Source organism: Francisella hispaniensis FSC454, assembly GCF_001885235.1.
Taxonomy (GTDB): domain Bacteria; phylum Pseudomonadota; class Gammaproteobacteria; order Francisellales; family Francisellaceae; genus Francisella; species Francisella hispaniensis.
Genome location: NZ_CP018093.1, coordinates 432664 through 454318 on the forward strand (window position 1 = coordinate 432664; position 21655 = coordinate 454318).

Here is a 21655-nt window from a genome sequence, read left to right on the forward strand (position 1 = left end):
CCTGATTTTATTATTTAAAGCTTTTATTATATTAGTATAGCACTGTGTTATAATGGTAAGTCAATTTAATTAGTTAGTTATGTTACTAAAAATGAGAAATACTATCAAGGTAGTCATTTTATTGAGTCTTGGAATATTATTGCAGAACTGTACTACTAGTGATGTTGAAAATGATTTTTCTTATGAAAAACTGACAGATACTATAAGTGATTCACCATTCAGAAATAGAAAATATGATTATGCTAGAGTAAAGGTTTCTGAAGAACCAGCACTAAAAATTCCAACAGGATTAAATGGTGAAAAGATAAAGCCAGCATTGAAACTTCCAGATGGTGATAATAATTATGCTAGATCACAAGTGAATGAAGCACAAAAGCAAATGCTACCACCAAATTACTCAGACAAATTTGATATGGCGAAAATTATTAGTGATCAAATATCGAAAGTTTCAATTAGTGTTGTCTATGATGATACTGGGTCATTAAAGCTTGTATTTAGGGAACCTTTATCGATAACTATTAATCTTTTAGATAATTATTTTAAAGAACATCCTGAAAGTTATGTAATTACTACCGAGAAAGACGAGATTTTATCTGGACACTTGATAACAGTAAAAGATACAAAGAAAGATTTAATTTTTGTAATATTAGCTCGAAAAGTAGATGAATTATCAAGTTTAGTCAAAGTTAATGCAGTATTTACTAGTGATGGTAAAACTTTAGCTCCAAATCATATAGATGAAGGAGTTAGGATTTTAAGTGATATTCGTAAAGATTTAAATAATACTGAGCTTAAAAATGATAATAATATTCAGATTGCAAAACAAGCTGAAGCCAATCTAGCAGCTTCAGAAGCAAATCCTAAAAATGGTAGATCTAGTCTTGGAGGATTGTTAGGCTCAAAGAAAACTAGTTTTGGCTTTGGCTCATACGATAGAAGAATTGATAGCTCATTAGAGCAGCAAAAAACTAATATAAACCAAGAACAGCAGCAAGATTATACACAAATGACAGCGCCAGCTGATGATAAGGTCTATGATAGTCAAACACAGCCTCAAGTATTAAATACATAGGTGATTATATGTATGATATTTCAGTTTTTATAGGAAGGTTTCAGCCTTTTCATAAGGGTCATTTGCATAATGTAATAATAGCGCTACAAAATAGCAAAAAAATTATAATTAATATTGGTAGTTGTTTTAATGCTCCAAATATAAAAAATCCTTTTTCTTTTGAGCAAAGAAAACAGATGATAGAGAGTGATTTACAAGTTGCTGGAATTGATTTAGATGCTGTAGTCATAGAGCCTTTGGCTGACTATTTTTATCAAGAACAAAAGTGGCAGGATGAATTGCGTAAAAATGTTTATAAGCATGCTAAAAATACTAATAGTATCGCTATAGTTGGTCATATCAAAGATAATTCTAGTTATTACATAAAAAGTTTTCCTGAATGGGGTTATATAGCTGTTGATAATTATAAAAACTTTAATGCCACTGAATTTAGACAAAAGTTTTATAAGGGAATTATATCAAAGCAATATATGTGTAATGATATCCCTAATTTAGGTACTTATAATTTCTTGCGAGAATTTATGACTAAACAGGTATATCAAGACTTAGTTGCAGAAAATAATTATGTTATTGAGTATAAAAAATTATGGCAGAAAGCGCCTTTTAAGCCAATTTTTGTGACAGTTGATGCTTTGGTTATAGTAAATGATCATATTTTGATGGTGCAGAGAAAAGCTTTTCCTGGTAAAGGTCTATGGGCACTGCCGGGGGGATTTTTAGAGTGTGATGAAACTATATCACAAGCTATAATTCGAGAATTGTTTGAGGAAACAAATATTAATTTATCACATGAGCAGCTTACTGTAGCAAAGTGCTGTGAAAAGGTTTTTGACTATCCTGATCGTTCAGTAAGAGGCAGAACAATTAGCCATGTCGGACTGTTCGTTTTTGATCAATGGCCAAGTTTACCGGAAATTTCTGCAGCTGGTGATGTAAAAGAGGTCAAATGGATATCTTTAGGCTCAAATATTAAAAATATCTGTGATAAAATGCTAGAAGATCACTATCAAATTATCACGCTTTTATTAGAGGAATGTGGTAAGAAACTATAAGGAGTTTTTTATTATGGGTTTATCAGTTGTTATTTTGGCTGCAGGTAAAGGTTCAAGAATGAACTCAAATAAACCAAAAGTTTTACAAACATTAGCAGCAAAACCTCTTATTGAACATGTTGTAAGTTCTGTTGAGAAGTTAAACCCAGATAATATAGTTGTTGTTACAGGACATTTAAAAGAGCAAGTTGAAGAAGCATTGCTAGGAAGGAATATAACATTTGTCTATCAACAGCAGCAACTCGGTACTGGTCATGCTGTATTACAAACTTTACCTTACTTAAAAGATCAGAAAGTTCTTATTCTCTATGGTGATGTGCCTTTAATTTCGACTGAAGTTTTAGAAAACCTAGTTGATACTACCAATGATGATGATCTTGGCGTACTGACAGCATTTGTTGAGAACCCTCAAGGTTTAGGTAGGATTGTTAGAGATAAATTTGGTGCAGTTACAGAGATTGTTGAAGAAAAAGATGCTAATGATATCCAACGCCAGATAAAGGAAATTAATACAGGAATTTATTGTGTCCATAAAAATTTACTGCAAAAATGGTTACCAGAAATAAAAGCAAATAATGTCCAGAAAGAATATTATCTAACAGATATAATCACATTTGCAAAAGCCGATCATGTTTCGATAAATGTAACACATCCAATTAATGAGTTTGAAATTTTAGGTGTTAATGACAGGGTACAATTAGCTAGTCTTGAGCGAGTTTGGCAAAGAAATGTTGCTGAAAAGATTATGGCTAAAGGTGTAAGTATTGCTGATCCGAATAGATTTGATGTGCGTGGTAATCTTGATGTTGGTAAAGATTGTTGGATAGATATTAATGTAATAATCAAGGGTAATGTCAAACTTGGTAATAATGTTGTCATTGGAGCTAACTGTATACTCAAAAATTGTATTATCGAAGATAATGTTAGAATCAAATCTAACAGTATGGTCGATGGTTCTATTATTCGTGAAGGTGCAATAGTTGGTCCATTTGCACGTGTTAGACCTGAATGTGATGTTAAAGAGGGTGCTGTTATTGGGAACTTCGTTGAAGCTAAAAAAACGATTCTTGGCAAAGGCTCAAAGGCATCTCATTTAACTTATCTTGGCGATAGTGAAATTGGTGCTAATTGTAATATAGGTGCTGGAGTAATAACTTGTAATTATGATGGGGTCAATAAGCATAAAACAGTTATAGGGGATTATGCGTTCATTGGCTCTGATTCACAATTAATAGCCCCAGTTAATATTGGTCAAGGTGCAACTGTTGGTGCTGGATCAACTATTGCGAAAGATGTTCCTGCTGATAATCTTGCAATTTCAAGAGCAAGACAGCGTCATATTGATACTTGGCAAAGACCTGTCAAGAAAACAGATAAATAATAAAAAATAAGGTTTGTGTTATGTGTGGAATAGTAGGTGCTAACTCTACAAGAAATGTTACTAATATTTTAATTGAAGGTTTAAAAAAATTAGAGTACAGAGGTTATGATTCTGCTGGCTTAGCAATAATTGATGATAAAAATCATATAGATATATGTAAAGAGGTTGGCAAAGTTGTTGAGCTAGAGAAATCTGTGCATAATTTAGCTGATTTTAAAGGAGATATAGGAATAGCTCATACTAGATGGGCTACTCATGGTAAACCATCTAAGAATAATTCTCACCCCCATGCTTCGGAAAGCTTTTGTATAGTTCATAATGGTGTCATAGAGAACTTTGCTGAGCTTAAAGAGACTCTTATTAATGATGGTTATAAATTCAAGTCAGATACTGATACTGAGGTTATCGCACATTTGCTACAAAAAGAATGGCGTGATAATTTTAGCATAGTTGATAATATTAAACATGTCATAGCTATGCTTAAGGGAGCATATGCCTTAGCAATAATCTCACAAAAATTCCCTGATAAAATTGTTGCGGTGCGTTCAGGTTCGCCACTTGTAATTGGTGTGGGTATAGATGAGAATTTTATTTCATCAGATGCGTTATCATTATTACCAGTTACAAATAAATTTTCTTATCTTGATGAAGGTGACATTGCAGTTATTTCTAAAGATAATATTGAGGTTTTTGATAATAATGGTGTAGCAAAAAATCTTGAGGTTGAGGAGTATAATTACTCTTCATCAAGTGCCTCTAAAGATGGTTATAAACATTATATGGTCAAAGAAATATATGAGCAACCAGAAGCTGTTTCAAATACTATCTTAGCATCATTGGCTGATGGTGAAATTAGTCTAGATAGTTTTGATAAAAGAGCTAAAGAATTATTTGAGAAAACTAAACACATTTGTATTGTTGCGTGTGGAACTAGTTATAATGCTGGTATGACAGCAAAGTATTGGATTGAAAAGTATGCAAAAGTTCCATGTAGTGTCGAAATAGCGAGTGAGATTAGATATAGGGATAACGTTGTAGTTGATGGTTCTTTATTTGTGAGTATTTCTCAATCTGGTGAAACAGCAGATACTCTAGAGTCGCTTAGAAAGAGCAAAAAACAAAATTATATTGGTAGTATGTGTATTTGTAACGTGCCGAATAGTTCGCTTGTGAGAGAATCTGATATCGCTTTTATGACAAAAGCCGGTATTGAGATTGGCGTAGCTTCAACCAAGGCATTTACAACACAGTTAGTGGCATTGGCAATATTTACATTAGTAATGGCTAAACTCAAAAATAGTTTATCAGATCAGCAGATAGCTAAATATACTGAAGAACTCAAAAATATCCGAGCTTTGGTTATGGGAGCCTTAAAACTAGATGGCGAGATAGATCAAATAAGTGAGTACTTTTCTGATAAAGAACATACTATCTTTTTAGGACGAGGGCTATATTATCCTATAGCTATTGAAGGGGCGTTAAAACTCAAAGAGATTTCTTACATCCATGCTGAAGCATACCCATCAGGAGAGTTAAAGCATGGTCCTTTAGCTCTAGTTGATAAGAATATGCCAATAGTTGCAGTTGTGCCAAATGATGAATTATTAGATAAAACCTTATCTAACTTACAGGAAGTACATGCTCGAGGCGGCAAGCTAATTCTTTTTGTTGATAAAGTTGTTAAAGAAAGAGTTAACTTTGATAATAGTATTGTGCTAGAGTTAGATGGAGGACATGATTTTAGTGCCCCTGTGGTATTTACGATACCACTTCAACTATTATCCTATCATGTGGCTATAATCAAAGGTACAGATGTTGATCAACCTAGAAACTTAGCTAAATCTGTGACTGTTGAGTAAAGCTTAAACTGCCTCACTTTCTAATCATCTATTTTTTCAAAGTTGCCAGTCATTAGTATATCGATAGTTTTTTTAAATAAGTAAGGTGGTTTTATGGACTTTAATAAATCTCTCTACTATGAGGATGTTAGACTTCAGATAATGTCTCAAGATGATTTTGATGAGCTGTTTGAGATCGCTAAAGATCCTGAAATATGGACACAACATAATGATAAATCACGGTGTGAGTTAAATGGGTTTAGAAAGTATTTTGAAGGTGGTTTAAATAATACGCAAAATTGTTATATTATTTTTTATAAAAATAAATTGGTTGGTTCAACTAGATATTATGAGTATGATTCTAGTACAAAATCACTAAAGATAGGTTATACATTTTATGCTAAAAAATATTGGGGAACAGAACTAAATAGAAAAGTTAAAAAGCTAATGATAGATTATGCTTTTGAATTTATTGATAATATATTTTTTGATGTTTGGGATAAAAACTTTCGTTCACAAAGAGCAGTAGCAAGGCTAGGAGCTAAATTTCATATGAAAGATAGTTTTCGTCAAAGAATTGTTTTTATATTAAATAAAAAAGATTGGGAAATGTTAAGAAATAATTAGATGTAAGCTCTTCTCTGAGAAATCCTTGCTCTTTTGACAGCTTGACGTTTTGCTATCTTTCTTTTTTCTGTTGGCTTTACGTAGTGCTGTCTATCTCTAAGCTCTTGCTTAATACCAGCTTTTTCGCAAGCACGTTTGAAGTTTCTTAAACTTATATCAAAAGGTTTGCGCTCATCTACTCTAATACTTGGCATTATAGTACCTCAATATTGATAGCTTCAGGGCCTTTTCTACCTTCTTGAGTTTCAAAAGTAACTTGCTGACCTTCAGCAAGAGTTTCACCATTTAATTTTGATATATGTACAAATACGTCTTTTCCACCATTTTCAGGAGTGATGAAACCAAATCCTTTTTGCTCATTGAAAAATTTTACTGTACCTTGTGATTTATTATTCATTTTTATTCTCTTTTGTTTTTTGTTTATTTAGTTTTTATAGCTATAAAAGCTATTTGTTAGTGTATGGAATTATCGAATGACAATTTAAGAGATTAAGCAAAAACTGAAATTAAATAATGAAAATTTAAATTGAATAGAAATTTTCTTTTATCCTTACAAAACTAGATTGTAGTACAAAATATTACTAAAAGATATATGTAACTGCAAAATATTCAAACTTATATATGAATTGTTGCTAGAGTAGTTCTAGATTTAATCTAACTTAATCCTTTTAGCTTTGAGTAAACCTTTAGCTTTATTCCATTGTTGTACTCGAGGTTTTAGAGTTTGGATTTTTTCTGCAAACTCAGTCTCTAAATCTATGTTATAGACATTTGCTAGTTCAAGTAAACTTACAAATACATCTGTAAGTTCGGCTTTGATTTTTTGATTGTTATTGGTTTCTTCGTAGATTTCCTTTTGCATTATTTCATTTGCTAATTCGCCAACCTCTTCTGATAAAGCAATAAAGCTAGCAAGCCTTGGATGAGTTATATCTTTAAAAAGTTCGGCGATAGTTTGTTGAGCTTGTTTTATTTGCATAGTATTGATCGATTAATTTTATTTTACTTTTCCAATAATTTTAACATCCTTTTGTAAGATCTATATATTCATAAACTGATGGTTTATAATGTATGAATAGATTTTCTTTAAAGTGTTGATTACAGATGAGTCAAATAATAATAAAAACTCCACAAGAAATAGAAAAGATGCGCGTTGCTGGTAGGTTGGCAGCAGAAGTTTTAGAAATGATTTCTCCTTTTGTTAAAGAAGGAGTAACAACTGCAGAACTTGATAGAATTTGTCATGAATATATAGTTAAAGAGCAAGATGCATATCCAGCGCCGCTTAATTATCATGGGTTTCCTAAATCAATTTGTACTTCAATAAACCATGTTGTTTGTCATGGAATTCCAGCTGATAAAAAGCTTAGGAATGGTGATATAGTAAATATTGATATCACAGTTAAAAAAGATGGTTACCATGGTGATACAAGTAAGATGTTTCTGATAGGTGAACCATCAGTTATGGCTAAAAAGCTAGTTGAAGTTACTTATGAATGCTTATGGAAAGGTATAGAAGTTGTTAGACCTGGTAACCATTTTGGTGATATCGGAGCAACTATAGAAAAGCATGCAAAGAAGTTCGGTTATTCTATAGTTGATGCTTTTTGTGGTCATGGAATCGGTGCTAATTTCCATGAACCTCCTCATGTTATGCATCATGGTAAAGCTGGTACTGGAGCAATGTTTGAAGAAGGAATGATATTTACAATCGAACCGATGATAAATATCGGTAAAAGAGCAGTATCCGTACTAAAAGATGGTTGGACTGCTGTTACAAAAGACCGTTCACTCTCAGCACAGTGGGAGCATACAATTTTGGTTACAAAAGATGGTTGTGAAGTCCTAACACTAAGAGAAGAAGAAAAAAAATAGTATGTTAAAACAAGTAGCTCAGAAGCTGGTAAATCAAAAATGTGATCTTTTAAGATCTCAAAATGAAGAGATTACTGTCAATAAGGTTAGAAAGCTGATTGGTGAGGGTGTCTCTATTATTGATTTGGTAGAAAAAGTTACCTTGTATAAAGAGAATAAAAAACAAGCTTTAGCAATTGCTGAGCAAGAGACACTAGAGCCTAATCAACCAGTGCGCGATCAACTGCTTGAAACCATAAGATTTACGCTAAAACAGTTTGATATTGATAGAGATGATATTGCTTTTAGTTTACGTAATGACATTATGCAATATATTCAACAACAAATATCTAAAAGTACTAATAAGCTTAAGCATAAGCAAGTTGAGCTTTCTAATAAAAATGATAGTTTAGAAATCTCTAATCTTAGCTTAGAACGTTGCTATAAAGAATTACTCGAAAAATATAATCAACTCAAAGAGGAAGCTTATAGTTTAAAACAAAGTTATAATACAAAGTCTATAAAGTTTTTAGAAAAAGAAACAACAGAGAAAATGCTTTTAGCTTGGGAAGATTTTAAAGGTATCAAAGAGCAATTAGCTAGCTTGACGATGTATTCTAAGGTTGCTGCGTATGATAAGAGTGGTGTTATTGTTATTAAGTTTCCAGCAACAGATTTTTTGACTCAAGAGTGCAGAGCAGGAGTAAGTAGATACCTAAAAGCAAAAACTGTGTTTGATTATAATATTCAAGCTTGGGTTCTCTCTGGATTTAAGGATATTTTGAAAACTTTAGATTTTTTACAAAGAAATAAATTTGTATTCTCAAAAGAGTTAGAAACTATTGCTTACTTAAGAAGGCAGAAGAGTTAAGTATAATAGGCGTTTTTGAATACTAATAGTTAGTTATCTAGTATAGTAAGTTCTGTTAATATATAATTTAGCAAATAATTACTTAATATTTTCTATATATACATGGATTTATTCTCAAGTTTAGAAAGCACTCGCTCTGTAGCTGAATTTTCGGAACAAGCATATCTAAATTATTCAATGTATGTGATTTTGGATAGAGCTTTACCACATATTTCTGATGGTCTTAAGCCCGTACAAAGACGTATTATATACGCTATGAGTGAAATTGGATTAAGCCATTTATCTAAGTATAAAAAATCAGCGCGTACAGTTGGTGATGTTTTAGGGAAATACCATCCACATGGTGATAGTGCTTGCTATGAGGCTATGGTATTGATGGCACAAGACTTTTCATATCGCTATCCTTTTATTGATGGGCAGGGTAACTGGGGTTCTATAGATGATCCAAAGTCATTCGCTGCGATGCGTTATACTGAGTCGCGTTTGTCTAAATATGCAGTATTACTTCTAGATGAATTAAAAAAAGGCACAGTCGATTGGGTCAAAAACTTTGATGGAACAATGGATGAACCAAAGCTTTTGCCTGCTCAAGTGCCAAATATATTACTTAATGGTGCTATGGGTATAGCTGTGGGGATGTCGACATATATTCCTCCTCATAATATTACAGAGATTATAAATGCTTGCTTGCAATTATTATCTAAGCCTGATTCCACTATTGAAGAAATTCTTGAGATCATTGAGGCTCCTGATTATCCTGGTGGTGCCAATATTATTAGTAGCAAAGAAGAAATTGCCGAAGTATATAAGTCAGGTAATGGATCGATACGTCAGCAGGCAGTTTATGAGTATGATAATCATGGTAATGTTGTGATTACAAAACTACCTCATCAAGTTTCAAGTGCTTCGGTAATGGAGCAAATCGCTAATGAACTTAAGCAACAGAAGATCACCTGGATAAAAAATATCCAAGATGAATCAGATGATAAAGAGCCAGTGAGAATAGTTTTATATTCAGCAACGACAAAGAAGAATATCAAGAAAATAATAGGACATTTGTTAGCAACTACAGATCTTGAGAAAAGCTTTCGTGTTAATATGAATATGATCGGCTTAGATAATCGTCCACAAGTTAAAAATCTTTTAGATATACTTAAACAATGGCTTGAATATCGTAAGAATACTTTACGAAGAAGACTACAGACTAGTTTAGATAAAGTATTAGATCGTTTGCATATATTAGAAGGTTTATTAATAGCATTTCTAAATATTGATGAAGTGATTGATATCATTAGAAACTATGATGATCCAAGTGACGAATTACAAACTAGATTTACACTTTCTGAAATCCAGGCTGAAGCTATTTTGAACATCAGATTACGTAAGTTAGCAAAGATTGAAGAAATTGAGATCAAAAAAGAGCAAAAGGAATTACAAAGAGAAAGAGAATTACTCGAGGGTTATTTAAATAGCGAAGTTAAGTTTAGAAACTTAATGAAGAAAGAATTTAAACAAATATTAGCGGATTTTGGTGATTCTAGACGCTCGAAAGTTATTGCTGCAGAAAAGGCCCAAGCTCTAGAAGAAAAGGATCTAATGCCTAGTGAGAGAGTAACTATTATTTTGTCAAAAGCTGGTTGGATTAGATGTGCTAAAGGTGAGAATATTGATCCAGCAGGTTTAAGCTATAAACCTGAGGATAAGCCATTCTTAGTAACTACAGGTAATAGTAATATTAAACTGGTATTTTTTAGTAAGCTTGGTAAGGCGTATTCTATGTATGTAGATAAATTGCCATCTGCAAGAGGATATGGTGAGCATATAACTACATATATCCCTTTGGATAAGCAAGATCAGATTATAAGCATGGCTTTTGTAAATGCTGCAGAGTATTTCTTAATCGCTAGTGAAAGTGGTAAAGCCTTTGTTATACCAGCTGAAGATCTTATTACAAATAAAGTAACGGGAAAAAATATTTTTGATGCTGATGATGTCTTTAAGTTTATACCATTTGAACAGGATCATAAGATGTTAGCTATAAGTTCAGAAGGTAGAGTTATTATTCGTGATTTTGCAAGTTTTGCATTACTTAAAAAAGGTAAGGGTAAATCAATTATTAGACTAGACAAAAAAGACAAACTTAAATTTATTGAGCTATTTAGAGCAAATCAAGAATTAACACTAAATGCTGGTAAGAGATTTATTCGTATTGATAGTAAAAATATTGAGACTTATTATAGCGATAGGCCATCTGGCGGTGGTGTGCTATTACCTCAAGGTTTTAGAAAAATAACAAAAATTGATATAGAAACTATAGAGAGTAAATAATGAAAAAAATTGCAATATTAGGCGCAATGGAGATAGAGATTCAGCCAATCCTAGATAAGTTAAATAGCTATGAGACTGTAGAGTATGCAAATAACAAATACTATCTAGCAAATTATCAGGATAAAGAGCTTGTAATAGCTTATAGTAAAATTGGTAAAGTATTCTCAAGCTTAACAGCAACGATAATGATTGAGCGCTTTGGTGTTGAGGCATTGTTGTTTAGCGGAGTTGCTGGAGGGCTACAAGATTTACAAGTAGGAGATATGATTGCTGCAACTGCTACAGTACAACATGATGTTGATGTCACTGCCTTTGGTTATCCATATGGTAAGATTCCTATTTCAGAAGTTGAAATTAAAACATCAACTAAACTTTTAAAACAAGCACAAAATGTTGCTAATGAACTTGGTCTTAATCTACACACTGGTGTTATAGCTACAGGTGATCAATTTGTCCATTGTGCAGAGAGAAAAGATTTTGTAATCAAAGAGTTTGATGCAAAGGCTATAGAAATGGAAGGGGCAAGTGTTAATCTTATCTGTAATGAAATGGGTGTGCCAAGTTTAATTCTAAGAAGCATTTCTGACACTGCTGACGGTAATGCGCCTGAAAATTTTGATGAGTTTGCTAAGATGGCTGCTAAAAGATCCGCAAACTTTATAATGCAAATACTTAGTAATATATAATCTTATCTTTATGCTGTTTATTTTTTGTTGTGATGAATAAAGCTCGGGATATCTCAATAACACATATGACTAACAAAACTGGGTCTAAGAGATAGTTCCATATATTATTCTGTAAGATACCACTAAAGTACGCAATTGTCGCAATAACTATAATAATATTGAATAATATAAATCGATTAGAAATTACAAGTAGCATTAGCCCATAGGCAAATACACAAGTTAATACTAAATATGCGCTATAACCAATGTCGTAAAGCTTATATGATACGATAAAGAATAAACCATAAAATATAATAAGTATCAATAAAAAAGCTGTGCAGGTATATGGAAAAATAGCAATTCTTTTGCTTATAAGTGTAGTTACTATGATGAATATAAACAAGACAAATGAAGAAAAACTAAAATAGTTTATAAATCCAGTAACAAAATAAAATATAGTCTGATTGTCAGAGGTTATATTTATAAAATTAAAGCAAAGAAGTATTAGTATTACTAGTAATAGTAATCTTTTAGGTAGAAAAGTAAATATTCTTAAAAAAATATATATTACAAAAAGGTTTGCTGTCAAAAGGTTATAATAATTAAGCATTAGAATCTTCTCCTTTGATCTCAACAACTCTTATTGTCCCTTTAGTTTTATCAGAAAATGCTAAAATAATATTATTTTGATATAGGCTAAAGGCAGGATATGAGAGTTCTGCTTTAGTTTTATTTGGGAATGTATAGATATTTTGCCACTGTTGAGAATTATCTGCCTTGAATGCTAAACTAAGATCTGCGCGACTATTGGTAGCGTTGTTATAAGCTAAAAGTATACCATTTTGTATTTTTATTGCGGCAATACCAGCATCTGGGTTATCTAGTTGTGTTGGCTTTACTTTTGACCATGATATACCACTATCAGCCGTTTCGTTTGTGTATATTTTTTTTATTGGGCTATGCATTTGTCTATATAGTGCTAAAGCATGTGTTTTTGATAGTGGAACTACAGTAGGTTGTAAATTTACACCATCATTAGTCATCTCTGAAACAAATATAAGCTCACCATTTTGATTAAAGATGAACCATCTACCATTAAGGTTATTAAATTCTTTGTATACAGGAATCGCAAATCTATTATTATCTAGCTCGATCGCGGATCCTCTTGTTAGTGTACTAAAGTTTAGGATATTTGAAGATAGTATCGTTTTAGGCTGACTCCAAGTTTTACCTAGATCATTTGAGTACATGATGTTTAAAGAAGAAGTTGTCCAACCACCGCTAGATGAGGTAAAAACTAACCATAATTTTTTTCCTTGCGAATATATAATTGGATTACCTAAATGATGAATATGTTTTTTCAATATAGATTGAAATTTTTGACGATCGATAATAGATCTGGCTTCATCAAAGTGCCACTTTCCGGCTACTTTCTCAGCTGTTGCAAGCATTATCTTAGTATTTGGTGCTGTTTCTTGATCACCACTATACCAAGTGATAAATAATTTATTATCAATAGTTGTCATCGATGAAGCATGATTATATTTGAGGTATCGTAGATTAGCTATAGTCTTAATATCTAATTTTTTTGTAATACTGTTATTTTTAGATGTCGATATTGCAAAAGAATAATTATGTTGTATACGAGAATAATAGAAAACTATCAATAAAATCAAGTAGATAAAGGCAAACACGAAAACTAGCTTTAGTTTATCTTTCACAGTTTAAATAATTTTAGTAAATATTATTTGTATTATTGTAATTTAATTAAACTAAATATACTAACTTTTGCTTATGAAAATCTATAAAGTTTTGCTATTTCAAATTATGGTTATTATCACTGAAGTTTGATAATTATTAGTTTTTTGATATTAATAATGTTAGTATTCTTAGTAAAATAATTTTCTAGTTGTCAAACTATTGTGTTTAATAAAAAGTTCATAACAAGTTGCTTATTGATTTTATCTAGTGCTATTGGTTATAGTCTCACAACACAACAAATTGAATATTCTCAAAAAGCTATAAATGCGTTAGATAACAAAGATTATAAATTGTATTATTATTATAAATCAAAACTTAAAAGTACTAGTATTTACCCTTATTTACAATATAAAGAAATAAGTACAGATCCAGATATTTTTCAGCAATCAACAATAGATGAGTATTTTAAGCAAGACAATAATAGCTATTGGCAAAATCGCCTTAGTGAAGATTTGGCGCAATATTATGCTCAAAAGCAGGATTGGAAGCTCTTTGATAAGTATTATAAAGGTGATTTAGGTACATCTGGTAAGTGTTGGAGCATGCAAGCAGAATATGAATCAGGCGACAAAAACAAAGCATTAAATGAATATGGTCAGCTTTGGCAAAACCGTGTATATATGCCTGCTGCATGTAATGCAATGCAAAAATATTGGGATAACTCTAAGTATAAACCAAGTGCTTACATAACAACTAAAGCATATACCCTTGCATTTGCTAATAAATTTGATGATAGCCTATGGTTATTAAATACTTATGTCAAAGATAACAAAGATTATCTTAATTATATAATTGCATGGAAACAAGCTACTAAAGATCCACGTAAATTGGATAGCTTCATTAATAGATTTCATAACTATAATTATTTTGACAAAGTATTTGTTGATATTTCTAGAGATTTAATAAGAAAAGATGTTGAAGGCTATGCAAAAGTATGGGATAAACTAAAAAATAAAAGATATCTAAGCACAAAAGTAAAACAACAAGTTATTTCAGCAATAGCAGTAAGTTTTGCAAGGTCGCAGTCGTCACAAGCAAAACAATGGCTAAGTAGAGTTGATAAGAAATATCTTGATACAACAGCATGGGAATGGTTATTAAGAGTTGACCTGTATAATGAGAACTTCAAAGGTTATATACAAACATACGATCAGCTACCTAAAAATTCCCAACAAGATCAAGCATGGAAATATTGGCTAGCTTATAGTTATGAACAAACAGGAGAAAAAGCAAAAGCTGATGAGATATTTGAGAGTTTGACTAGAACTCCACTAGATTATTATTCATTCTTAGCAGCTGATAAGCTTGGTAAAGCATATAACTTTGGTAATGATATCACTACAGCATTAAGTAATAGTGAGACTAAAAAACTACTCACAGAAGATGCTACTGCACAGGCTATCGATTTATATCAGATCGGACAATACAAAGATTCAACAAGTATTTGGCAATGGGCAATTAGAAATAAGCTTAGAGATAAACGGATTGATGAGATTAAACAACTTGCAAATTTAGCTGAAGATAATCAAATGTATTATGCAGCTATTTTCAATATGTCGGTTATTGGTAGTTACAATAGTATTGATACGCTCTTTCCGAAAGCTTTTATAAATGTAATTAATCAAAATGCTCAAAAATTTGGAATTGATAAAGACCTTGTGTTATCAATTATGCGTAAAGAATCACTATTTGATATTAGTGCAGGTTCCTCAGCTGGGGCAAAGGGATTGATGCAGGTTACAGAGCCAACCGCAAAATTCATAGCTCAAAAGTATAAATTATCTCTAATTGGTGATAAATCTCAAGGTATGGCTAGTCAGATATTTATCCCAGAGAATAATATTAAACTTGGGACAGCTAATTTATTTTTCCTAGAAAAGCTTTTTGATAAGAATAATGTACTAGGAATAGCAGCTTATAATGCTGGTCCTGGTAATGTTGCTAAGTGGCTAAATGAAAAAGAAATTCCAGCAGCAATTTGGATAGAGAATATTCCATTTGGTGAAACACGTCATTATGTAAGAAAAGTTCTGATGTATATGATTGTGTACAATAATTTTATATTTAAAGATAAAAAACATCATATTAGTAATTTCTTGGATTATAAAATATCTGATAAGCAAAGTTTTAGAAAATAATACCAAGATTATTTTAGAAAGAATACTGTAAACCTGATGTGACAAAGTTTTGCGAGTTGCCTGAAAAAGAAATACTATATGTATAGGTTACTTTAAGACTAAGGTTATCCATATATTTGATTGGAAACATTATACCTACAGGAAAAACTGCAAACCCTCCCCAAGTATTATTTGTTGCTAAATAGCTATTTGGAGCATTTTGTTGATTGGCTATTCCATTAATGTTGGTATGACCAATACCAAGTCCAGCGGCAGCATATGCGGTTACATAATCATTAATTTTATAATAGTACTTTGCTGCACCGGCAAAATAGTTATTAACTTGAGTAGTATTATATTGGCTAACTAGAAAGTTTTGATAAACAAATTCTATGGCATAAGATTGACTAAATCTATATCCAAGATTTGCAACTACAGTTCCCCACCTTTAGACATATTAGTTTGCTGTCCCCAACCACCATTAATAGCAATATATAGTGATGGTTTAAATATTTTCTTAGTTATACGATCAAGATGATTAGTGGTGTAGTAATTTTTAGGTAAGTTATAAAGATCATTAGTATCTTTTTCTAAATTTGATGCTGTATTAGCATTTGTAAAAACAAAAGCAAATAGTAAAACAAAGCCTACAATATGCAAGAAAATTTTTTTTATAGTCATTACTATAAGCTAGTTATTTATTTACAACTATTAATTATAGCAAAGCTTATAATCATATATAATCTAAAGTCTTAGATTATATAGTTTGTGTTGGAAATACTTATAAGCTGTTGCTCATTAATAGGGTAATTCAACAATGATTTCTGATCTAAGATAGTTCATACCAGATTTTCTGTCTTGATAGTGCCTAAATGAACTTTTTGCTGTTTCTAGGTTTTTTTATATATTCAGTTAAGTTAATATTTTTTAAAACAAAAGTTAAAATATTTTATTTAAAAGTTGTGTTTTAAATTTGCACATATAAATTCTTTTAAAATCTTTGAGGATGTCTAAATGACAAAATTATTTTTTTTATTAAAACATCAGTTGTCTATAATTAGGGATAAATTATGGTTTCAACCTATAACTTACAGTATTTTAGCAGTAATAAGTGTTTATAGTTGCTACCTACTTCAAAGATATGAAATTTCCTTTTATACACATAAAATTAATTTAGAAACAGTAAATAATTTACTTTCAATTATCACCACAAGTATGCTTACAATAACAGTCTTTGCAGTAGGCTCTATAGTAAATGCTTATAATTCAGCTAGTAACGTTGGTACCCCTCGTATATTAAATCTATTGCTACGGGATAGTTCTTCACAAAGTGCGCATTCTAAATTCATTGGCGCTTTTATTTATGGAGTGGTTGCTACTGTTGGTATTAAGTCAGAAATATTTAATCAAAGTGGTATATTTTTTATTTTTATAACTACTATTATAGTGTTTATTGTAGTTATTTCTACTTTTATAATTTGGGTAGATGAGATTGTCAAGCTTGGTCAAGTAAGAACCTCATTATCTAAGTCTGAAAAATATGCTTTCGAAAATATCAAGAAGTATGCTAAAGACCGATATATGGGATGCAATAAGTTTACACATAATAAAATACTAAAAAGTGTTCCTGTCTATGCAGGAAAATATAGTTTTTTAACTGATATTGACTTAGAAAATTTAAATACGTTATGTGAAAAAATTAACGCAAAGGTGTATATTTTAAGATACAATGGCGAGCATTTAATAAGTTCTGATATAGTAGCTTATGTGAGCTCATCTAAGCCTCTTTCTCAAGAAAGTTTTAATGAAGTAGTTAAGAATTTTATATTCTCTCAAGAAAAGAGTTATTCAGGCGATTCCCTTTTTGGGCTTACAATACTCAGTGAAATCTCAGCTAAAGCATTTTTTAATAATGATCCTGGTACAGTTATTAAAGTCATTGATTCTCTTACAGGGATACTAGATTGTTTATTTGAAACAAAATCTAGTCAAAATGTGATTTATAACAATTTATATGTAAAAGAGATTGCTATTGAACGGTTTATTAAAAGCAGTTTTGAGCACATTAGAAGCTACGGGAGTAGTAATATTTTAGTAGTCAAACGTTTACAAAAGAGCCTTATGCACATTGCTAAGCAACTTAAAAATGATGATGAAAAATTTGTTTTAGAATACTCAAGAAACTGCTTTGAACAAGCAATTCTAGAGCTTACTCAAAACTTCGAAAAAAATGAGTTAGAAAAATTTGTTAAAGATTTGCAATATAATAGCAACTAGTAAACTTTATATAAATCAGTCTAATAATAAACTCATAATATAAGTTGATGTATTAATTATTTTTGTTTATTTTTAGCCTAAAGAAGATCTTAAGCTTTTAGTTCATGTAGTTTTAAAACATCGAGCTAAATTCAAAATAATAAAACCAGGTAGCTAGATCATTTTTTAAATAAGTTTCGAACTTATTACTTTTATAGTAATATTTGTAGCTAAGTTCATAAAAAAACATAATCGAACAATGATTTCTCATCTAAGAGTTCATACTGGATTTTCTGTTGTTGATAGTACAGTACGCCTAAGTGACCTTTTTGCAAGAGCAAAAGATAAAAATATTGCTGCGGTGGCTCTCACTGATGTATGTAATTTATTTGCTGCAGTTAAGTTTTATAAGCAAGCTTTAGCTAGTAGGATTAAGCCAATCTTTGGAGTTGAGCTAAAGGTTGATACAGAATTTGGTGTATGTGATTTAGTATTATTAGCAGAGAATAATCAAGGTTATCAAAATATTGTTAATCTAGTTTCAAAAGCATATCAAGAAGCTGATAGGTTCGGTTCAATTCCTCTTATACCTAAATCTTGGCTTGGCGAGGTAAAACTAGAAAGTGTCATTTGTTTAAATGGTGGCCAGCAGGGAGAGCTAGGCAAAGCTATCTTGACTAAGGATTATCGCAAGGCAGATGAGATTATTAATCAAAATGTTGAGATATTCGGAGCCAATAATTATATTATCGAGATTCATAAGTTAGAGTATGAAAATGAGGGTTTGTACAATCAAAAGGCTCTAGAATATGCTAGCAAGTATAATCTCATAGCTGTAGCAACAAACTTAACCGTATTTATGGAAGCAGATGATTATGATATTCATGAAATTAGAGCTTGTATCAATGAGAAAACAACTATCTTAGATGAGTCACGTAAATCTAAATTTACTAAAGAACAGTATCTAAAATCGGCTGAAGAAATGTATGAAACTTTTTCTGCACTGCCAGTGCTTGTAGATAATACTCTAGCTATTGCAAAGCGTTGTAACGTTATATTTGAATTAGGCAAGCCGTGTCTGCCCACAGTAGATATTCCAGCAGGTTTGACAGAAAAGGAGTACTTCTCAAAGTTATGTTATCAAGGATTAGATAAGCGTTTAGAAAAAATATTAGCGAATAGGCCAGCTGATAAGCATGAACATATCATAAAAGTTTATAAAGATAGGTTACAACGTGAGATTGATATCATTTGCGATATGGGATTCTCTGGTTACTTTCTAATTGTTGAGGATTTTATTAGGTGGTCAAAAGAAAATGATATCCCAGTAGGACCAGGGCGAGGCTCTGGCGCGGGGTCGTTAGTAGCGTATTCTTTGTTAATTACTGATATAGATCCATTACCTTATGGATTACTTTTTGAGAGGTTTTTGAATCCTGAAAGGGTATCGATGCCCGATTTTGATATAGATTTTTGTATCCAAGGTAGAGATAGAGTTATCAAGTATGTAGAGCAAAAATATGGCAAAGAGAGCGTTGCACAGATTATTACCTATGGTACGATGGCTGCTAAAGGTGTTGTACGAGATGTTGTAAGAGTAATGGGGCAAAGTTTTGGTTTTGGTGATAGGATCGCAAAGCTTATTCCAGAAACACCAGGCACAACTTTTAATAAGATCCTAAAAGAAGGCGAACCATTATATGATGAAATGCAAGCAGATGAAGAAGTTGCTGAGATTATTGAAAGAGCCCAAAAACTAGAAGGCTTACCACGTAGTTTAGGTAAACACGCTGCAGGTATTGTAATTTCGCCAACAAAAATTTCAGATTTTGCACCTATATATTGTGAGGATAAGGGCGGTGATATTGTAACTCAATTTGATAAAGGCGATGTTGAAGATGTTGGCCTAGTTAAGTTTGACTTTTTAGGACTAAAAAACTTAACGATTATCAATAATACTATTAAAAGCATTAATGCTAAAAGACCAGCTGATCAAAAACCTTTAGATATAGCTGATATACCTTTAGATGATCAAAAAACATTTAAGCTTTTGCAAGCTGGTAATACCACAGGAATATTTCAGCTTGAATCACAAGGTATGCGTCAGATTGTCAAGGATCTTGGAACTTCTAATTTTGAAGAGATTATCGCCTTAGTAGCACTATATCGTCCTGGGCCAATGGAGAATATCCCAACGTTTATCGACCGTAAGCATGGTAGAAAACAGATTGCCTACTTACATCCTTTACTTGAAGAAGTACTAAAAGAGACTTATGGTATCCCAGTATATCAAGAGCAAGTTATGCAGATGGCACAAAAACTTGCTGGGTATACTCTTGGTGGTGCGGATTTATTGCGTCGTGCTATGGGTAAGAAAAAACCTGAAGAAATGGAGCAGCAGCGTAAAATTTTTAAAGAGGGCGCTGCTAAATACCACAATATCGATGCCAAGCTTGCTGATGAGATATTTGACCAAATGGAAGCTTTTGCTGGTTATGGTTTCAACAAATCACATGCTGCTGCCTATGCACTAATTGCTTATCAAACCGCTTGGTTAAAAGCACATTATCCTGATGAATATATGGCTGCTCTTATGTCTGGAGATATGGGGAATACTGACCAGCTTGTTAAATTTATCCTAGATTGTAAAAATATGGGTATTACAGTTCTAGCACCTAATGTAAACAAAAGTGTCTATGACTGTATAGCTATTTCAAAAGGTACAATCTTGCTTGGCTTAGGAGCTATCAAAGGACTTGGTGGCGAGGCTATTAAAAGTATCCTTACAGAGAGAGATGCTGAAGGAGAGTTTAGTTCTATATTTGATCTGACACGTAGAGTAGATTTACGTAAGGTTAATAAAAAAGCTCTTGAAGCACTCTGCTTTGCAGGAGCTATCAAAGATATATCTAGAAATAGGGCTACAGCATTTAACTCTATCGAAAAAGCTATCAAAAATGCTGGTTATGTCAATGAAATGAATGCTGCAGGACAGGATGATTTATTTGGCTTTACAGAGCAAGAGAGTGATACTGATACAGAGCTTGAAAAAGAATGCATAGTAGAAGAGTGGAGTCTAAAAGAGCTACTTATTAATGAGAAAAAAGCTTTAGGGATGTATTTTTCTGGACATATTATTGATGAAGAGAGCCATTGGCGCAATCATGTTAGCTTTAGTGATCTTAATAAAATTCAGCAACCGAATATTGATGGTAATTCTGTGAGAATTATCGCAAGTATGATAACACCAGCTATACGTCGAAAGACTAAAATAGGAAAAGTTCTATATATTATCAATATTGATGATGAGTTTGATAGAGCTGATTGTCTAATTAGTGAAGAGGTTTTTGCTAGTGTTAAAGATAGTATTCAAGTTGATGATATTGTGGTTGTAGAGGGCAAAGTTAGCCGTGATGTGCAACGGGAGTGTAATAAGCTAAGTGTTGATAAAGTCCAACCAATATCACAATATATTGATGAAAATTTTAGTAAAGTTGAACTAACATTAAGAAGCCAAAATGTAAATCCAACTAATCTCAAAAAAGTGCTTAGTAATCTCAAAGAAAATATAGCCTCAACTAATATCCAAAAACAAAACATTTTAGAGATAACAATTTCTCTTGATGACGTTGATGGTAAGTTTGATTATTTACAAAAGCCATTTTCTATCTACAAATTTGTCAATGATGTTAGCAAGCTAATAGCTGAGGGTAGTACAGTTAGTTTGAGTGGAGTTTGATAATTTATTTGAAAGTTTTGGCTACTTCCAAGCCATGTATGACATAGCAAAACTTTGCTATAATCATTAACATACAAAATTATGATGGTTGTAA

The 21655-nt window shown here is 31.8% G+C and carries 18 protein-coding genes; 12 read left to right on the forward strand and 6 right to left on the reverse strand.

What is annotated here, in order from left to right; genetic code table 11:
* The first annotated feature begins 91 nt into the window (after window positions 1-91).
* The 5 genes from FSC454_RS02250 to FSC454_RS02270 all read left to right on the forward strand — a co-directional run bounded on the left by FSC454_RS02250 (window position 92) and on the right by FSC454_RS02270 (window position 5970).
* Entirely contained in the window at window positions 92-1072 is a 981-nt protein-coding gene (locus tag FSC454_RS02250) for a hypothetical protein (RefSeq protein WP_066046693.1), read from the forward strand.
* Between the two features lie 8 nt (window positions 1073-1080).
* Window positions 1081-2124, forward strand: coding sequence for a bifunctional nicotinamide-nucleotide adenylyltransferase/Nudix hydroxylase (locus FSC454_RS02255; RefSeq protein WP_066046695.1), 1044 nt, complete (start codon window positions 1081-1083; stop codon window positions 2122-2124).
* A 13-nt stretch (window positions 2125-2137) separates the two neighbouring features.
* Window positions 2138-3505: a bifunctional UDP-N-acetylglucosamine diphosphorylase/glucosamine-1-phosphate N-acetyltransferase GlmU gene (glmU, locus tag FSC454_RS02260; protein WP_066046697.1), complete on the forward strand. Its 1368-nt coding sequence runs from the start codon at window positions 2138-2140 to the stop codon at window positions 3503-3505.
* Between the two features lie 20 nt (window positions 3506-3525).
* Window positions 3526-5364 carry a glutamine--fructose-6-phosphate transaminase (isomerizing) gene (gene glmS, locus FSC454_RS02265; RefSeq protein ID WP_066046699.1) on the forward strand — a complete coding sequence of 613 codons (1839 nt, stop codon included), beginning with the start codon at window positions 3526-3528 and terminating at the stop codon, window positions 5362-5364.
* Between the two features lie 93 nt (window positions 5365-5457).
* Window positions 5458-5970 (forward strand): GNAT family N-acetyltransferase, encoded by a 513-nt coding sequence (locus FSC454_RS02270; protein WP_066046701.1) that lies wholly within the window; start codon window positions 5458-5460, stop codon window positions 5968-5970.
* Here the strand turns inward: FSC454_RS02270 and rpsU are convergent.
* The 3 genes from rpsU to FSC454_RS02285 form a co-directional block, all read right to left on the reverse strand.
* Window positions 5967-6164 (reverse strand): 30S ribosomal protein S21, encoded by a 198-nt coding sequence (gene rpsU, locus FSC454_RS02275; RefSeq protein WP_066046703.1) that lies wholly within the window; start codon window positions 6162-6164, stop codon window positions 5967-5969. The genes FSC454_RS02270 and rpsU overlap by 4 nt on opposite strands.
* A complete protein-coding gene (locus tag FSC454_RS02280; protein WP_003017957.1) occupies window positions 6164-6367 on the reverse strand; it encodes a cold-shock protein in 204 nt (67 codons plus the stop codon). The genes rpsU and FSC454_RS02280 overlap by 1 nt, the downstream gene beginning before the upstream one ends.
* A gap of 252 nt (window positions 6368-6619) precedes the next feature.
* On the reverse strand, window positions 6620-6949 hold the full coding sequence (locus FSC454_RS02285; protein WP_014547759.1) for a MazG nucleotide pyrophosphohydrolase domain-containing protein: 330 nt from the start codon (window positions 6947-6949) through the stop codon (window positions 6620-6622).
* Window positions 6950-7074: 125 nt separating this feature from the next.
* On the opposite strand from FSC454_RS02285, the gene map reads away from it, so the two are divergent.
* The 4 genes from map to FSC454_RS02305 all read left to right on the forward strand — a co-directional run bounded on the left by map (window position 7075) and on the right by FSC454_RS02305 (window position 11709).
* Window positions 7075-7845, forward strand: coding sequence for a type I methionyl aminopeptidase (gene map, locus FSC454_RS02290; protein WP_071794762.1), 771 nt, complete (start codon window positions 7075-7077; stop codon window positions 7843-7845).
* Between the two features lies 1 nt (window position 7846).
* On the forward strand, window positions 7847-8695 hold the full coding sequence (locus FSC454_RS02295; protein WP_066046707.1) for a hypothetical protein: 849 nt from the start codon (window positions 7847-7849) through the stop codon (window positions 8693-8695).
* 102 nt (window positions 8696-8797) lie between these two features.
* Window positions 8798-11023 carry a DNA topoisomerase IV subunit A gene (gene parC, locus FSC454_RS02300; protein ID WP_066046709.1) on the forward strand — a complete coding sequence of 742 codons (2226 nt, stop codon included), beginning with the start codon at window positions 8798-8800 and terminating at the stop codon, window positions 11021-11023.
* Window positions 11023-11709, forward strand: coding sequence for a 5'-methylthioadenosine/adenosylhomocysteine nucleosidase (locus tag FSC454_RS02305; RefSeq protein ID WP_066046711.1), 687 nt, complete (start codon window positions 11023-11025; stop codon window positions 11707-11709). The genes parC and FSC454_RS02305 overlap by 1 nt, the downstream gene beginning before the upstream one ends.
* On the opposite strand, the gene FSC454_RS02310 is transcribed toward FSC454_RS02305, so the two are convergent.
* Complete coding sequence (locus FSC454_RS02310) at window positions 11696-12298, reverse strand: hypothetical protein (RefSeq protein ID WP_066046713.1); 603 nt, start codon at window positions 12296-12298, stop codon at window positions 11696-11698. The genes FSC454_RS02305 and FSC454_RS02310 overlap by 14 nt on opposite strands.
* Window positions 12291-13409 (reverse strand): exo-alpha-sialidase, encoded by a 1119-nt coding sequence (locus tag FSC454_RS02315; protein WP_066046715.1) that lies wholly within the window; start codon window positions 13407-13409, stop codon window positions 12291-12293. Before FSC454_RS02315 ends, FSC454_RS02310 begins: the two co-directional genes overlap by 8 nt.
* 201 nt (window positions 13410-13610) lie before the next feature.
* Here FSC454_RS02315 and FSC454_RS02320 point away from each other — a divergent pair, with 201 nt between their 5' ends.
* On the forward strand, window positions 13611-15587 hold the full coding sequence (locus tag FSC454_RS02320) for a lytic transglycosylase domain-containing protein (RefSeq protein WP_082810679.1): 1977 nt from the start codon (window positions 13611-13613) through the stop codon (window positions 15585-15587).
* A 411-nt stretch (window positions 15588-15998) separates the two neighbouring features.
* Here the strand turns inward: FSC454_RS02320 and FSC454_RS09920 are convergent, their stop codons facing one another.
* Window positions 15999-16247, reverse strand: coding sequence for a hypothetical protein (locus FSC454_RS09920; RefSeq protein ID WP_231865131.1), 249 nt, complete (start codon window positions 16245-16247; stop codon window positions 15999-16001).
* Between the two features lie 333 nt (window positions 16248-16580).
* On the opposite strand from FSC454_RS09920, the gene FSC454_RS02330 reads away from it, so the two are divergent.
* Window positions 16581-17843 (forward strand): DUF2254 family protein, encoded by a 1263-nt coding sequence (locus FSC454_RS02330; RefSeq protein ID WP_071794763.1) that lies wholly within the window; start codon window positions 16581-16583, stop codon window positions 17841-17843.
* 238 nt (window positions 17844-18081) lie between these two features.
* Entirely contained in the window at window positions 18082-21561 is a 3480-nt protein-coding gene (gene dnaE / locus FSC454_RS02335) for a DNA polymerase III subunit alpha (protein ID WP_066044809.1), read from the forward strand.
* The last annotated feature ends 94 nt before the right edge of the window (window positions 21562-21655 follow it).

Excerpts from the sequence above, each read along its gene's own strand:
- FSC454_RS02250 (WP_066046693.1), top strand. The coding sequence starts at position 92 with ATGAGAAATACTATCAAGGTAGTCATTTTATTGAGTCTTGGAATATTA.
- FSC454_RS02255 (WP_066046695.1), top strand. The coding sequence starts at position 1,081 with ATGTATGATATTTCAGTTTTTATAGGAAGGTTTCAGCCTTTTCATAAG.
- glmU (WP_066046697.1), top strand. The coding sequence starts at position 2,138 with ATGGGTTTATCAGTTGTTATTTTGGCTGCAGGTAAAGGTTCAAGAATG.
- glmS (WP_066046699.1), top strand. The coding sequence starts at position 3,526 with ATGTGTGGAATAGTAGGTGCTAACTCTACAAGAAATGTTACTAATATT.
- FSC454_RS02270 (WP_066046701.1), top strand. The coding sequence starts at position 5,458 with ATGGACTTTAATAAATCTCTCTACTATGAGGATGTTAGACTTCAGATA.
- rpsU (WP_066046703.1), bottom strand. The coding sequence starts at position 6,164 with ATGCCAAGTATTAGAGTAGATGAGCGCAAACCTTTTGATATAAGTTTA.
- FSC454_RS02280 (WP_003017957.1), bottom strand. The coding sequence starts at position 6,367 with ATGAATAATAAATCACAAGGTACAGTAAAATTTTTCAATGAGCAAAAA.
- FSC454_RS02285 (WP_014547759.1), bottom strand. The coding sequence starts at position 6,949 with ATGCAAATAAAACAAGCTCAACAAACTATCGCCGAACTTTTTAAAGAT.
- map (WP_071794762.1), top strand. The coding sequence starts at position 7,075 with ATGAGTCAAATAATAATAAAAACTCCACAAGAAATAGAAAAGATGCGC.
- FSC454_RS02295 (WP_066046707.1), top strand. The coding sequence starts at position 7,847 with ATGTTAAAACAAGTAGCTCAGAAGCTGGTAAATCAAAAATGTGATCTT.
- parC (WP_066046709.1), top strand. The coding sequence starts at position 8,798 with ATGGATTTATTCTCAAGTTTAGAAAGCACTCGCTCTGTAGCTGAATTT.
- FSC454_RS02305 (WP_066046711.1), top strand. The coding sequence starts at position 11,023 with ATGAAAAAAATTGCAATATTAGGCGCAATGGAGATAGAGATTCAGCCA.
- FSC454_RS02310 (WP_066046713.1), bottom strand. The coding sequence starts at position 12,298 with ATGCTTAATTATTATAACCTTTTGACAGCAAACCTTTTTGTAATATAT.
- FSC454_RS09920 (WP_231865131.1), bottom strand. The coding sequence starts at position 16,247 with ATGACTATAAAAAAAATTTTCTTGCATATTGTAGGCTTTGTTTTACTA.
- FSC454_RS02330 (WP_071794763.1), top strand. The coding sequence starts at position 16,581 with ATGACAAAATTATTTTTTTTATTAAAACATCAGTTGTCTATAATTAGG.
- dnaE (WP_066044809.1), top strand. The coding sequence starts at position 18,082 with ATGATTTCTCATCTAAGAGTTCATACTGGATTTTCTGTTGTTGATAGT.